Annotated in this window: 11 protein-coding genes; 3 read left to right on the top strand and 8 right to left on the bottom strand. The window is 74.5% G+C overall.

What is annotated here, in order from left to right; genetic code table 11:
• Position 1: 1 nt before the first annotated feature.
• Both C9F11_RS32615 and C9F11_RS32610 read right to left on the bottom strand, forming a co-directional pair.
• Positions 2 to 1,717 (bottom strand): trypsin-like peptidase domain-containing protein, encoded by a 1,716-nt coding sequence (locus C9F11_RS32615; protein WP_171075895.1) that lies wholly within the window; start codon positions 1,715 to 1,717, stop codon positions 2 to 4.
• Positions 1,718 to 1,725: 8 nt separating this feature from the next.
• A complete protein-coding gene (locus C9F11_RS32610) occupies positions 1,726 to 2,082 on the bottom strand; it encodes a CU044_2847 family protein (RefSeq protein WP_138962627.1) in 357 nt (118 codons plus the stop codon).
• Between the two features lie 121 nt (positions 2,083 to 2,203).
• Here C9F11_RS32610 and C9F11_RS32605 point away from each other — a divergent pair, with 121 nt between their 5' ends.
• Complete coding sequence (locus C9F11_RS32605; protein ID WP_138962626.1) at positions 2,204 to 2,914, top strand: VOC family protein; 711 nt, start codon at positions 2,204 to 2,206, stop codon at positions 2,912 to 2,914.
• A gap of 59 nt (positions 2,915 to 2,973) precedes the next feature.
• Here the strand turns inward: C9F11_RS32605 and C9F11_RS32600 are convergent, their stop codons facing one another.
• From C9F11_RS32600 to C9F11_RS32585, 4 genes are all read right to left on the bottom strand, one after another.
• Positions 2,974 to 3,939 carry a class I SAM-dependent methyltransferase gene (locus C9F11_RS32600; protein WP_138962625.1) on the bottom strand — a complete coding sequence of 322 codons (966 nt, stop codon included), beginning with the start codon at positions 3,937 to 3,939 and terminating at the stop codon, positions 2,974 to 2,976.
• 107 nt (positions 3,940 to 4,046) lie between these two features.
• A complete protein-coding gene (locus tag C9F11_RS32595) occupies positions 4,047 to 4,820 on the bottom strand; it encodes a class I SAM-dependent methyltransferase (RefSeq protein WP_249401968.1) in 774 nt (257 codons plus the stop codon).
• A complete protein-coding gene (locus C9F11_RS32590; RefSeq protein WP_138962624.1) occupies positions 4,817 to 5,176 on the bottom strand; it encodes a 4a-hydroxytetrahydrobiopterin dehydratase in 360 nt (119 codons plus the stop codon). The genes C9F11_RS32595 and C9F11_RS32590 overlap by 4 nt, the downstream gene beginning before the upstream one ends.
• A 68-nt stretch (positions 5,177 to 5,244) precedes the next feature.
• Positions 5,245 to 6,312 (bottom strand): ADP-ribosylglycohydrolase family protein, encoded by a 1,068-nt coding sequence (locus C9F11_RS32585; protein ID WP_138967271.1) that lies wholly within the window; start codon positions 6,310 to 6,312, stop codon positions 5,245 to 5,247.
• A 63-nt stretch (positions 6,313 to 6,375) separates the two neighbouring features.
• Between C9F11_RS32585 and C9F11_RS32580 the strand changes: the two genes are divergently transcribed.
• Positions 6,376 to 7,233 (top strand): helix-turn-helix transcriptional regulator, encoded by an 858-nt coding sequence (locus tag C9F11_RS32580; protein WP_138962623.1) that lies wholly within the window; start codon positions 6,376 to 6,378, stop codon positions 7,231 to 7,233.
• A 36-nt stretch (positions 7,234 to 7,269) separates the two neighbouring features.
• Here C9F11_RS32580 and dnaK read toward each other — a convergent pair whose 3' ends face one another.
• A complete protein-coding gene (dnaK, locus tag C9F11_RS32575; RefSeq protein ID WP_138962622.1) occupies positions 7,270 to 9,174 on the bottom strand; it encodes a molecular chaperone DnaK in 1,905 nt (634 codons plus the stop codon).
• Between the two features lie 177 nt (positions 9,175 to 9,351).
• Positions 9,352 to 9,777: an OsmC family peroxiredoxin gene (locus tag C9F11_RS32570; protein WP_138962621.1), complete on the bottom strand. Its 426-nt coding sequence runs from the start codon at positions 9,775 to 9,777 to the stop codon at positions 9,352 to 9,354.
• A gap of 304 nt (positions 9,778 to 10,081) precedes the next feature.
• Here C9F11_RS32570 and C9F11_RS32565 point away from each other — a divergent pair, with 304 nt between their 5' ends.
• A complete protein-coding gene (locus C9F11_RS32565; protein ID WP_249401967.1) occupies positions 10,082 to 13,369 on the top strand; it encodes a S8 family serine peptidase in 3,288 nt (1,095 codons plus the stop codon).
• Positions 13,370 to 13,515: the final 146 nt, after the last annotated feature.

Genomic DNA, 13,515 nt, shown 5'->3' with positions numbered 1-13,515 from the left:
CTCAGCCCCTCTCCTTGTTCCCCATGGCCAGCGGCGGGTCGGGCCTGCGCTCCGGGTCGTCCCAGAACAGCGCGAGGCGGTGTCCGCAGTGGCCGTCGCCGCCCCGCTCCGGGGAGCGGGCCTCCTTGCGCAACTTCATGACCTCGTACGGGAGCCGGTCGGGGTCGAGCCCGGACACCGCCCGGGTGAGGCGGTCGAGGAAGGCGGCGGACGCACAGTCCGCGTGGCCCCCGCCGCCGCAGTCGCGCCGCCGCCACAGCATGATGGGCATGCCGATGTCGAGCGCCGCCGACAGCCAGGCGTCGCCGGGGGTCGCCGCGTAGGCGAGGGCGCACAGCTGCTCCTGGCCGGCGAGCCAGTCGTAGAACTCCTGGTAGTTCCACGTCAGGGAGCAGGCGACGGGCTTGGGCCGGGTCTCGCCGCGGGCGCGCACGGTCTCCCAGCGCTCGCGGGTGAAGCGGCAGACCATGAGGGGTTTGAGGCGGTCCGTGTGGCGGACCACGACGGGCACGGCGCGCAGCGCCCGGGGGCGGGCCGCGCCGGGCTCGTGCAGCAGCCACTCCTCGAAGGGCTCGTCCATGAGTCCCTGCGGCACGACGAACTCCGCGATCCAGTCGAAGTCGGCGACGGCGCCGACCTGCGCGGCGAGCAGCGCCTCGACCTTCGTCCGCAGCTGCTGGGGACGGACGCGGACGGGCCCCGCGCGGCCGACCGGGACCCCGTCGACGAGGGCGCACACGGACAGGTCCAGGCTCTTGGCCTTCGTCATCGGCTCCACCCGGACCATGAGGGACCCGGTGCGCACGGCCGCCGCGGCCGGGCCGCGCCCGGCGTCGTCCGGCTGCCAGCGCCGCGTCCAGGCGGTGAGGCGGGCGGCGACGCCGCCGGGAGCGTGGTCCCGCAGCTCGCGCAGCAGCCGTTCGACGCGGCCCTCGCCGGTCAGCTCCTCGGCGACGTACCGCACGGCGTGCCAGGCCGACCGGAAGGCGGGCAGCTCCCGCAGGAACGTCGGGAAGGCCTGGCGCACCGCCAACGCCACGGCGGCGGGCGCCAGTTCGCCGCCGTCGAGGACGGCCCGCAGCTCGCGGCGCGGGGCGGGCTCCATCCAGTCGAGGGGCAGCAGGTCGTCCAGGCCCTCCCAGTGGCGGCGCACGGCGTCGAGGGGCAGCATGCGGCCCTGGGTGCCGCCGCGCTCGTCCCTGAGCTCCGCGTCGGTGACGATGCCGACGACCTCGCCGCTCACCGGGTCGTACACCCCGGCGCCGCTGAACCCCTCGTCGAGGCGGCGCAGATGGGCCTTGTCGACGTCCAGCTCCAGCCATTCGCCGTGCAGTTGCCGGTCGGCGCTGGTGGTCACCGTGACGTACGTGCCGTCGCGCTCGTGGCCCTCGGGGAAACCGAGGGCGCGCAGCACGTGGGCGGGGCGGCCGCGGTCCGGGCGCAGCGCGCCGAGGGGGGCGAGGGCGCAGGGCGCCGCGCGGACCGGGCGGTCGAGCGCGAGCACCGCGATGTCGCCGGGGTCGCCGAGGGCGCGCCAGCCGCCCGTCCACACGACGCGCGCCGGTTCCTCGCCGCCGTCCCCGGGCAGCGCCACGCGGACCTCGGCGTGGCCGTCGACGACGTGGGCGCAGGTGATCACCCGCTCGCCGTCGACCAGCACGCCCGCTCCCAACGGCGGGCCGCCGCCGACCGCGTGGATGCGGGCACGCCAGTGCATGTCCGCCATTATTCGCCCCGCGCCGCGCCTTCCGCGCCCCCTGGGGCGCCCCCTTTCGACCACGTCAGCTTGACCGTCAGATGCCCCTCGGCCGCGGTCTTCGCGATGACGGCGCCCGCGGCGACGCTCAGCTTCACGCCGAACTCCAGCTCGATCCCGTCCGGGTCGAGCGCCTGCTCCCGGAACGTGCGGAGCGCCGAGAGCGCGGCGCCGCGCACATTGCCGAGGGCCGACTCGAAGCGGCCCTCGACCTCCCGGACCCCGTCGTCGTCCCGGCGCGAGACGGACCGGTAGCCCACGTCCCGCGAGTCCATCTCCACGACGACGGGCCCGTCGTCGGACTCCCAGCGCATCAGCTCCCTCATGCGGCAGAACGTAGACGCAACAGGCCTGCCGGAGCAGCGGAGTGGCGAAATCTACGTCCACCACGGCAGACGAATACGCATCCCCTACCCCCGCCTATTCAAGTTTGACTAGACTGACGGAATGGCTGACAAAACCATCCCGCTGCTCCCCTGCCGGTCCGTCCAGCCGGTCGTCGACTTCTACACCGCCCTCGGCTTCGAGACGACCTACCTCCAGAAGAGCCCGTACGCGTACGCCGTCGTCGAACGCGGCCCCGTGGAGCTCCAGTTCTTCGGCATGAAGCAGTACGACCCCGCCGCGTCGTACTCGGGGTGCTACGTCCTCACCGACGACGTGGACGCGCTGTACGCGGCGTTCCGGGCCGGGCTCAAGGCCGCGTACGGGAAGGTGCCGCGGCGGGGGCTGCCCAGGATCGGGCCGCTGAAGGACATGTCGTACGGCGTGCGGCAGTTCCTGATGACCGACCCCGCGGGCAACAGCATCCGCGTCGGGCAGCAGCTCGACGAGGACCAGAGCCACCGGCCCGCGCCGAAGGAGACCTTCGCGCGGGCGCTGCACATGGCCGACCTCTTCGTCGACTCCAAGGAGGACCTGGAGGGCGCCGCCAAGGTCATCGACCGGGCGCTCGCCCTGGAGGACGAGCGGCCCACGCCCGCGCAGCACCTGCGGCTGCTCGTGCTGCGCGGGGACATCGCCCAGCGGCAGGGCGACGACGCACTGGCGGAGCGCCTCCTGGAGCGGGCCGCCGGGATCGGGCTCGGCGCACTCGATGAGGACGAGCGGGAGGCCGTGCGGGACGCGCTGGCGCGGCTCGACGAGCTGCGGTCGTAGGGCGGACGCGGGACGGGCGCAGGGCGGGCGGCGGGCCCCGGGGTGGCCGGGGTCCCGGGTCAGCCCTCCTTCACCGCCACGTGCACCGTGTGCGCCACGAGCAGGAACACGTCGCGGCGGCGGTGCAGGCTCAGCTCGTCCTCGGGGTCGAGCAGGCGGTTCAGGACGGTCACGTCGTCCGCGGCGAGCGCCTCGGGCCCCTCGGCGGCCGCGAGGCCGCGGTAGCGCTCGAAGGTGTCGATGACGTGCGCCCGCGCGCGCTCGTCCAGGGGCGCGGGCAGGTCGAGCAGGAACGTGCGGGTCGCCGTGTGGCGCAGGCCCGCCGCCGTGAGCAGCGCGGCCCAGTCCTCCGTGGCCCCGGTGGCGCCGGGCAGGGACGCGCGCATGCGCGCGAACCACTCCTCGTTGGCCGCGTCGAGGCGGGCCTGCAGGCCGGGGCGGCCCACGCCGATGTCGCGCGGCAGGCTGCGCGGCGGCAGACCGCCTTCGAGGACCGCGAGCGCGCCGCCCGGCGCGAGCCGCTCGCCGAGCGCGGTGAGCGCGGCGACCTGGTCGCCCACGTGGTGCACGGACCGTGCCGCCCAGATCAGGCCGGCGGGCGGCAGCTCGCCCAGGCCGTCGGGGAGTTCCGCGCGGTGCGCGCGCACCCGGTCCGCGAGGCCGAGCCGGGCGGCGCGCGCCTCGGCCCGCTCCAGCAGGGCCCGCTCCGGGTCCGCCGCGACCACCTCGGCCTCGGGGAACGCCTGGGCGAGCAGGCTGGTGACGACGCCCGGGCCGCTGCCCGCGTCGACGATCAGGGCCGGCTCGGCGGCCACCGTGCGCAGCCCCCGCAGCCACGCGGCGACCTGCCGGTACAGCGGGGCCGTGACCTCGGCGTTCTGCTCCAGGACGGGGGCCATCTCGGCCCAGTCGATGTCGTAGTCGCCGTGGCCGTGGCCATGCCCGTGCCCGGAGCCGTGGCCTGAGCTGCGGCCGGAGCTGTGGTCGTGGTCGTGGCCACCGGCCTTGGTCTCGTACGCCGTCATCGTTCCGCCGCCCTCTCACCTGGTCTTCGCGAACGCTGCCAGCTTGCGTCGGCGTTCCGCGAACGGCCACTTCCGTTGCCGTTTCGGCAAACGGCGTCCGGGGCCCGTCACCCAGCGGCGCTCTTGGTGAAGGCGCGCAGCGCGAACTCCGGGTCGGGCCGCCGCACGTCCTGGTCCGGCAGCCGGGCGAGCCGCTCCGCGTACCCCCGTGCCATCGCGCTGTCCGTCGGGATGCTGGTGAACCAGCCGCGGAACAGGTCCTCCGTGGTGCTGCGCGGGCTGCGGCCCTGGCCGTGGCCGGTGAAGCGGGCGCGGCCCGCGGGGGCCAGCCCGCACGCCGCGGCGTAGCCCTCGACGCGGTCGGCCCCGTCCACGGGCTCACGGACGGGGCGGCCCGCCAGGACGGCGTCGATGTCGCTGCCCACGTCGTGGGACGCGGCCTTGTCGACGGTGGTGACGTAGCGGCCGCCGGGCCTGAGGACCCGGGCGCACTCCGCCACCACGGCCGCGGCCTCCGCGGGTTCCGCGAACAGGTGCAGCAGCCACACCGTGGCCACCGCGTCGAACGCGCCGTCGGGGAACGGCAGTCGGCGGCTGTCGCCCAGGACGACGGCGCCCGGGACCCGCTCGGCGGCCATGCGGACCATGGCGTACGTCGCGTCCACCCCGGTCACGCCGAGGCCCGGCAGGGCGGCGAGCCGCCGGGTGACGAGGCCCGTGCCGCAGGCCACGTCGAGCAGGGTGCGGGTGCCCGGCGCCAGCAGCGAGAGCACCGCGGCGGCCGCGGCGGCGGCCCGGGGCTCGCCGCCGCGCGAGGCGTCGTAGCGGACGGCCTCCTTGCCGTAGTCGAGCGTCACGCCCCGGGGCCCGTCGGTCGTCACGCGGCACCGTGGCCGGGCGCCAGCTCCTCGACCCTGCGGGCGAGTTCGAAGTCGCGCTCGGTGAGGGCGCCGCCCGCGCTGTGGGTGCACACCGCGAGCGCCACCGTGTCGTAGCCGAGGGTGATCTCCGCGTGGTGGTCGAGCTCCTGCTGCACCTGGGAGACGTGGACGACGAGCGCGGTGGCCGCGTAGTGCGAGCCGAGGCGGTAGGAGCGGGTGAGGACGCTCCCGGAGCGGCCCGTGCTCCCGGCGTTCTCGGAGCGGCCCGTGCCCGCGGCGTTCTCGGTGACGGACCAGCCGGGCAGCTCGGCGAGCCGGTCCTCGATCTCCTTCTGCGACAGCGGTTCGAGAGGCATGGCCGCGCTCCTTCCTTGGTGTCGGGGGTGCGCTGTCAGCCTGCCACAGCGCGTCGCGGGCACGGGACTCAGCGGCGCGCGCATTCCGTCGCGAGGTCGTCCGCGAGCGCCGCGATCACCGCCCGGCCCTCGACGGCCCTGAGCCAGTCCCCCGGCAGCCCGTGGTCGCCGTGCAGCGCGCCCAGCAGATTGCCGCAGACCGAGCCGGTCGAGTCGCTGTCGCCCGAGTGGTTCACGGCCAGGGCCAGGGCGTCCTCCACCCGGGGCGCGGCCAGGGCCGCGTACACCGCGACGGCGAGGGCCTCCTCGGCGATCCAGCCCGCGCCCAGGGACTCCACCCGGGCGGCGTCCGGCTCCCCCTCAGCGGCCAGGTCGACGGCGCGGGCGAGCGCGGCGGACGTCTCCGCGTGCCCGGGGTACCGGGCGAGCAGCCGCAGGGTGCGCAGGACCGCTCCCTCCAGCGAGTCCCCCGCGACCAGGTGCGCCACGATCGCGGCGAGCGCCCCCGCGGCATAGGAGCCGGTGGGGTGGCCGTGCGTGATCAGCGCGCAGCGCGCGGCGAGCTCGAAGGCCCGCCCGGCGGGTGCGCGGGTGAGCCCGAAGGGCGCGGAACGCATGACGGTGCCACAGCCCTTGGACTCCGGGTTGACCGGCCCGGGCGGCCCGAGCGGGGCGCGCGGGTCGGGCGCGTGCGCGCGGGCCAGGCCGCTGAGGCAGGCGTTGCCGGGCGCGCGCCGGGCGTAGAGCCAGGCCTCGGCGGCGAGGCCGCCGCGCACGTCCGCCGCGGGGCCCGGCCGGTGCTGCGTGTCCAGCCAGCGCAGATACGCCTCCAGGACGAGCCGGGGCGCCGCGCCGCCGATGCCCTTGCGGCGCTCGCGCGCGTGGGCGGCCTCCAGGGCCTCGACGGTGAACAGCGTCATCTGGGTGTCGTCGCTGATCCGCCACACGCCGTCGGCGTCGGGGAGCGGGCCGGTCACGCCGCGCGGGCCGTGGGCGGCGCGGATGGCCGCCAGCGAGTCGAACTCGACGGCGTAGCCGAGCGCGTCCCCGACCGCGCCGCCCAGCAGACAGCCGCGCACCCGCGCCCGGTAGCCGGCGGCGGCCTCCCACGACAGCGGGTCCCACGGGTCGTTCATGCCGGTCATGCGCCACTCTTCTTCGCGTTCGCCATGCGGGGCTCCTCGATTACCGTCAGGGGTATGACAACTCTGGCTCCCGACAAGCGCAACGGCAAAGGCGGTGGCCCGCGCGCGGGCACGGCCTCCGACGCGGGCACGGCCTCCGAGGTGGGCGCGCTGCTGCGCGGCTGGCGCCAGGAGCGGCGCGTCAGCCAGCTGGAGCTGGCGCTGCGCGCGGATTCCTCGGCACGGCACATCAGCTTCGTGGAGACGGGCCGCTCCAAGCCGAGCGAGGAGTTCGTCCTGAAGCTCGCCGAGCACCTGGACGTGCCCGTGCGCGAGCGCAACGCGCTGCTGCTCGCGGCCGGGTACGCGCCCCGCTTCCGGCAGACCCCGCTCGACGACCCGTCGATGGGCGCGCTGCGCGCGGGCCTGGAGCGGCTGCTCCAGGGCTACGAGCCGTATCCGGCCCTGGTCGTCGACGCGACGTACGACGTGGTCGCCGCGAACCGCGGCATCGCCTCGCTCCTGGACGGCCTGCCGGAGCACCTGCTCGCGCCGCCCCTGAACGCGATGCGGATCGTGCTGCACCCCGAGGGTCTTGCCTCGAAGATCCGCAACCTGCGGGAGTGGCGCGGGCATCTGCTGCACCAGATGGAGCGTCAGATCGCGCTCCAGCGGTCGGGCGCGCTGCGCGCCCTGTACGAGGAGGTGGCGGCCTACCCGGTCCTCGACCCGGGCGAGGACACGGCGGCGGACGGGCAGGTGCCGCACTTCGCGCTGCCCCTCAGGATCGAGCACGAGGGCCGGGTGCTGTCCTTCATCTCCTCGATCTCGACGTTCAACACGCCGATGGACGTGACCGTCGCCGAGCTGGCCGTCGAGACCCTGCTGCCCGCCGACCCGGCGACGGTCAAGTACCTCCAGGACCGGGGGTAGCCGGGCACTTCCAGGAGCGGGGGCGGCCGGGCCCGTTCAGGAGGCGCCGGGACCGCCGCGCTCGCTCTCGCCCCCGTTGCCGTCGCCCTTCTTCCCGGCCTCCTCGTCGTCGACGATCTCCGCCTCGACCACGCCCTCGTCGGCGGGGCCCCGGGCGCCGGAGTCCCGTGGCGCCGCCGTGCTCCCGGCGGCGCCCGCGGCCGCGTACAGGGCCTGCCCCATCTTCTGGCTGACCGTGGCGAGCTTCTCGGCGCCCGCGCGGACGGCGTGGGTGTCGCCGCCGTCGAGGGCGCTCTTCAACTCGGCGGCGGCCGCCTCCACTTCGGCCCTGGTGTCGGCGGGGACCCGCTCGCCGTTCTCGCTCAGGAACCGCTCGGTCTGGTAGACGAGCTGCTCGGCCTGGTTGCGGGTCTCGGCGGCCTCGCGCCGCTTGCGGTCCTCCTCGGCGTACTGCTCGGCCTCGCGGACCATCCGGTCGATGTCGTCCTTGGGCAGCGCGGAGCCGCCCGTGACCGTCATGCGCTGCTCGCGCCCGGTGGCCTCGTCCTTCGCCGAGACGTGCATGATCCCGTCGGCGTCGATGTCGAAGGTGACCTCGATCTTGGGCACCCCGCGCGGCGCGGGCGGCAGGCCGGTCAGGTCGAAGACGCCGAGCTTCTTGTTGTACGCGGCGATCTCGCGCTCGCCCTGGAAGACCTGGATGCCGACCGAGGGCTGGTTGTCCTCGGCGGTGGAGAAGGTCTCCGAACGGCGCGTGGGGATGGTCGTGTTGCGCTCGATGAGCTTGGTCATGATGCCGCCCTTGGTCTCGATGCCGAGCGACAGCGGCGTCACGTCGAGCAGCAGGACGTCCTTGACGTCGCCGCGGATCACGCCCGCCTGGAGCGCCGCGCCGAGGGCGACGACCTCGTCGGGGTTGACGCCCTTGTGCGGGTCCCTGCCGGTCAGCTCCTTGACCAGGTCCGTGACCGCGGGCATGCGGGTGGAGCCGCCTACGAGGATGACGTGGTCGATCGCGGAGAGCTGGACGCCCGCGTCCTTGACCGCCTGGTGGAAGGGGCCCTTGCAGCGGTCGAGCAGATCACCGGTGAGCTCCTGCAGCTGGGCCCGGGTGAGCTTCTCGGCGAGGTGCAGCGGCCCGTCCGCGGAGGCCGTGATGTAGGGCAGGTTGATGTCGGTCTCGCTGGCCGAGGAGAGCTCGATCTTCGCCTTCTCGGCGCCCTCGCGCAGGCGTTGCAGCGCCATCTTGTCCTGGGCGAGGTCGATGCCGTACGCGTTCTTGAACTGCCTGACGAGGTGCTCGACGATGCGCTGGTCCCAGTCGTCGCCGCCGAGCCGCGTGTCGCCGTTGGTGGCCTTGACCTCGATGACGCCCTCGCCCATCTCCAGGAGCGACACGTCGAAGGTGCCGCCGCCGAGGTCGAAGACCAGGACGGTCTGGTCGTCGCCCTTGTCGAGGCCGTAGGCGAGCGCGGCGGCCGTCGGCTCGTTGACGATCCGCAGGACGTTGAGGCCCGCGATCCCGCCCGCCTCCTTGGTGGCCTGGCGCTGGGCGTCGTCGAAGTACGCGGGCACGGTGACCACGGCGTCGGTGACGTCCTCGCCGAGGTAGGACTCGGCGTCCCGCTTGAGCTTCTGCAGGACGCGCGCGGACAGCTCCTGCGCGGTGTACCGGTGGCCGTCCACCGTGCCGCTCTGCGGGAAGCCCCAGGCCGGGTCGCCCATGTGGCGCTTGACGGAGCGTGCGGTGCGCTCCACGTTCGTCACCGCCTGGCGCTTGGCGACCTCCCCGACGAGCACGTCGCCGCTCTTGGCGAAGGCGACGACTGAGGGGGTGGTGCGGGCCCCCTCCGCGTTCGCGATGACGGTGGGCTCGCCGCCCTCCAGGACGGCGACCACGGAGTTGGTCGTGCCGAGATCGATGCCGACCGCACGTGCCATGTCCAACAACCCCTTCCGACGCGGTGATACTCCGCCCTCCAGCACAAAACTTGAGCGGGCTCTTGTCAATGCCGCGTACGGGGCCGGGCCCGTGCGGGCCCGGGGAGGGCCCGGACACGACGAAGCCGCCGCCCCGGCGTGCGGGGTCGGCGGCTTCGCCGCGGTGCGGGCCGCGGGTCAGGCCAGCTTCGCCGACAGCGTGATGGTGGTGCCCGTGAGCGCCTGGCTGACCGGGCAGTTGGCCTTGGCGTTCTCGGCGGCGGCGGTGAAGGCCGCCTCGTCGAGGCCCGGCACCTCGCCCTCGACGGTGAGGTGGATGCCGGTGATGCCGGTGCCCGGCTGGAAGGTCACGTCGGCGGACGTGACGAGCTTGGTGGGCGGGGTGCCCGCACCCGTCAGGCCGTGGGACAGCGCCATCGAGAAGCAGCTGGAGTGCGCGGCGGCGATGAGCTCCTCGGGGCTCGTCTTGCCGTTCGCCTCCTCGGCGCGGGACGGCCAGGACACGGCCTGCTGCCCGATGCCCGAGGAGTCGAAGGTCACCGTGCCGGAGCCCTCGGTCAGGCTGCCTTCCCAGACCGTGTGTGCGGAGCGCGTGGTAGCCACGATGCCAAATCCCTTCGGTGAAGTTCCGTGACCCCCATCCGATCACACTCCGGGGGAAATCGCGGCGTACGGGGTCGGTACGGAGCCGTAAGAAGGATCACCCGGGAGGGTGTTCCCGCGGGCGCCCGACGGGCGCGCGCCACCGCCGCGCAAGGAACCTGAGGCATCAACTGATCGTCTACGTAACAAAGTTGAACTCGATTGGGGAAATGTGCGCCATCACCGAAATGAGCACAGAAGTCGCCAGGGAAGTCGACGCGGCAGCCGTCGCGCGAGAGTGGGCGCGGTCACCGTCGCGACAGCGGTGGCCGCGGCGCTCACGGCGGGCCTGACAGGACCTGCGGCGGCCGAGGGGGGCCGGGCGGCCTCCGGAGGCGCCGCCGGGCCCGCCCTGTCGTCGAAGGGCGCGGCCGCGTACCGGCTCACCCTCGTCACCGGCGACCGCGTGGCCGTCGACGCCGAGGGCCGCGTGCGGGGCTTCGTGCCCGCGAAGGGCCGCGAGCACATACCCGTGCGCACCCAGACGGTCGGCGGCCACACGCTGGTCCTGCCGTACGACGCGCGGCGGCTCATCGCCGAAGGGCGCGTCGACCGGCGGCTGTTCGACCTCACGGAGCTGAGCCGGAAGGCCACCCGCACGGCCCAGAAGAAGGGCCTGAAACTGATCGTCGGCTACACGGGCGCGGCCCGCGGCGCACGGGCCGGTGTCCGGGCGGCCGGGGACACGGCGGTCCGCCGCGTCCTGCCGTCCCTGAACGCGGAGGCCCTCCGCACCCCGCGCCGGGACGCGGCCCTGCTGTGGCGCACCCTCACGGACGCGCGCGGGTACGCCCCCGGGGTGCGCCGGGTGTGGCTCGACGGCGTCCGCGAGGCGAGCCTGGACAAGAGCGTGCCGCAGATCGGCGCCCCGGCGGTCTGGCGGTCCGGGTACGACGGCAAGGGCGTGAAGATCGCCGTCCTGGACTCGGGCGTGGACTCCGCGCACCCCGACCTCAAGGACCAGGTCGTCGCCGAGAAGAACTTCAGCTCGGCCGCCGACGTCGAGGACCGCCTCGGGCACGGCACGCACGTGGCGTCCATCGCGGCGGGCACGGGCGCCGCCTCGGGCGGGAAGCTCAAGGGCGTCGCGCCCGGCGCGAAGGTCCTGAGCGGCAAGGTGCTCGACGACGAGGGCTTCGGCGACGACTCCGGCATCGTCGCGGGCATGGAGTGGGCCGCGGCCCAGGGCGCCGACGTGGTCAATCTGAGCCTGGGCGGCGGGGACTCCGAGGGCACCGACCCGCTGGAGGCCGCGGTCGACGAGCTGTCGGCCGCCAAGGGCGTCCTGTTCGCCGTCTCGGCGGGCAACGAAGGCGAGTTCGGGCCCGGCACCGTCGGCTCCCCGGGCAGCGCGAAGGCCGCGCTGACCGTGGGCGCCGTCGACGACGCGGACAAGCTCGCGCCGTTCTCCAGCCGGGGCCCGATCGGGGACGGCGGCACGATCAAGCCGGACGTGACGGCGCCGGGCGTGGACATCACCGCGGCCGCCGCCCCGGGCAGCCGGATCGAGAAGGAGGTCGGGCAGAACCCCGAGGGCTATCTGACGATCTCCGGCACCTCCATGGCGGCCCCGCACGCCGCGGGCGCCGCCGCGCTGCTCAAGCAGCGGCACCCGACCTGGAAGCAGCCGGAGCTGAAGGGCGCCCTGACGGCGTCCGCGCGGGGCGGCGCGTACAGCCCCTTCGAGCAGGGCTCGGGCCGGATCGCCGTGGACAAGGCCGTCGACCAGACGGTGATCGCCCGGCCGACGTCGCTCGACTTCGGCACGCGGCTGTGGCCGCACACCGACGACAAGCCCGTCACGAAGAAGCTCACGTACCGCAACCTCGGCGACCGGGACGTCACGCTCGGCCTCGCGGTGGCGGCGACCGACCCGAAGGGCCGCCCGGCGCCCGCGGGGCTCTTCTCCCTGAGCAAGCGCGAGCTGACGGTCCCCGCGGGCGGCACCGCCGCGGTCGACCTGGTCGCGGACACCCGGCCCGGCGGCTCGGTCAACGGCACGTACGCGGCGTACGTGACCGCGACCGGCGGCGGGCAGAGCGTGCGCACGGCGGCCGTCGTGGAGCGCGAGATCGAGCGGCACGAGGTGACGCTGAAGACCGTCGGCCGCGACGGGCGGCCCGCGCCGCACTACCTGACCCTGCTCCAGGGCCTCACCGGCGGCGACAAGGGCCAGAACCACTGGGTGGACGACGCCTCCGGGACCGTCAGGCTCCGTGTGGCGAAGGGCACGTACCTGCTGGACACGGCGGTCTACGTCGACCCCCGCGACCCTGACAAGGGCACGGACTGGCTGGTCCGGCCCCGGCTCGTGGTGACCAAGAAGACGACCGTGACGCTCGACGCCCGCAAGGCGAAGCCGGTCGACATCAGCATCGCGGACCGCACCGCGAAGCTGGTCTTCCTCGACGCCCGGTACACGTACGCGGGCAACGAGCTGGGCGCCCTCAACATCTCGAAGTTCTCCAGCCTGCGCACCGCGCACCTCGGCCCCGCGGTCGCCGCCGGGTTCGGCCAGCAGTGGCTCGGGACCTGGCGCAAGGGCGCGGACACGCGCTACGACGTCATGCTCGGCGGCAGGGTGACCAAGTTCGCGACCGGCTACACCCGGCACCTCCAGAAGGCCGACTTCGCCACCCTGAAGGTCCGCTCCGGCGCGTCGGCCCCCGGCCGCTGGGGCTCGCTGGCCGTCGCCGGATACCTCCCCGAGGCGGGCGGCATCTCGCCGATCCTGGCGCCGCAGAAGCTGCCGCGCACGACCACGGCGTACGTGTCCGCGCGCGACGGCGCGCGGTGGGGCGTCGGCTTCGAGCAGTACGGCGACAAGGACGCCGAGGGCGACCGCGTCCTGGAGGGCTCCTACGAGACGGCGCCGCGGGCCTTCCGGGCCGGGACGACGTCCACCAGGACGTTCAACACCGGCGTGTTCGGCCCTGCCCTCGACGCCGGCACCGGCGTCTTCCGCAAGGGCGACGAGCTGCGCGGCCGGATCCCGGTCGTCGCCGACGGCCGGGGGAACCCCGGCTGGACGCGCTACACCGCCGAGAAGTCGGTCCTGTACCGCGACGGCGTGAAGGTCGCGGAGAAGAAGGACGCGGTGACGGGCGCCGAGGCCTTCAAGGTCCCGGCGGGCGACGCGGAGTACCGGCTGACGGCCTCCGTGACCCGCTCCCCGAAGCTCGCGGCGGTGTCCTCGCGCGTGGAGGCGAGCTGGACGTTCCGTTCCCGGCACGTGGACGGGGAGGAGAAACTGCCCGTGTCCACGGTGCGTTTCACGCCGAAGGCGGGTCTGGACAGCCGCGCCCCCGCAGGCGTGAAACAGTCCGTCCCGGTCACCGTCCAGGGCCATGCGGCCGGTGGCAACCTCGCGTCCCTGAAGGCGTACGTCAGCTACGACAAGGGGCGTACGTGGACCGATCTGACGGTCACCGGCGGCAAGGCCGAGGTGACGAACCCGGCCCGCGGCAAGGGCGTCTCCTTCCGCGCCGAGGTCACCGACCGGCAGGGCAACGCGTCGAGCGTGACGATTCTCGACGCCTACCTCGGCCGGTAGACGGCAAGTAGACAGCCTCCGTTTTCCGCCAACCGCGCGGCCCCCTCACCGTGTTCGAGGGGGCCGCGCTGGTGCGCGCGGCCGATACGAACACCGGGGCGGCGAACGCCCTGGCCGGCGGGGCCACAGGGGCGGCGCGGCACCCC

The organism is Streptomyces sp. YIM 121038 (assembly GCF_006088715.1).
GTDB lineage: Bacteria > Actinomycetota > Actinomycetes > Streptomycetales > Streptomycetaceae > Streptomyces.
This window is presented reverse-complemented; position numbering and strand designations above follow the sequence as displayed.

Bases quoted from the DNA above. Each gene is read 5' to 3' on its own strand.
- C9F11_RS32615 (WP_171075895.1), bottom strand. From the start codon at position 1,717: ATGCACTGGCGTGCCCGCATCCACGCGGTCGGCGGCGGCCCGCCGTTG.
- C9F11_RS32610 (WP_138962627.1), bottom strand. From the start codon at position 2,082: ATGAGGGAGCTGATGCGCTGGGAGTCCGACGACGGGCCCGTCGTCGTG.
- C9F11_RS32605 (WP_138962626.1), top strand. From the start codon at position 2,204: ATGGCTGACAAAACCATCCCGCTGCTCCCCTGCCGGTCCGTCCAGCCG.
- C9F11_RS32600 (WP_138962625.1), bottom strand. From the start codon at position 3,939: ATGACGGCGTACGAGACCAAGGCCGGTGGCCACGACCACGACCACAGC.
- C9F11_RS32590 (WP_138962624.1), bottom strand. From the start codon at position 5,176: ATGCCTCTCGAACCGCTGTCGCAGAAGGAGATCGAGGACCGGCTCGCC.
- C9F11_RS32585 (WP_138967271.1), bottom strand. From the start codon at position 6,312: ATGAACGACCCGTGGGACCCGCTGTCGTGGGAGGCCGCCGCCGGCTAC.
- C9F11_RS32580 (WP_138962623.1), top strand. From the start codon at position 6,376: ATGACAACTCTGGCTCCCGACAAGCGCAACGGCAAAGGCGGTGGCCCG.
- dnaK (WP_138962622.1), bottom strand. From the start codon at position 9,174: ATGGCACGTGCGGTCGGCATCGATCTCGGCACGACCAACTCCGTGGTC.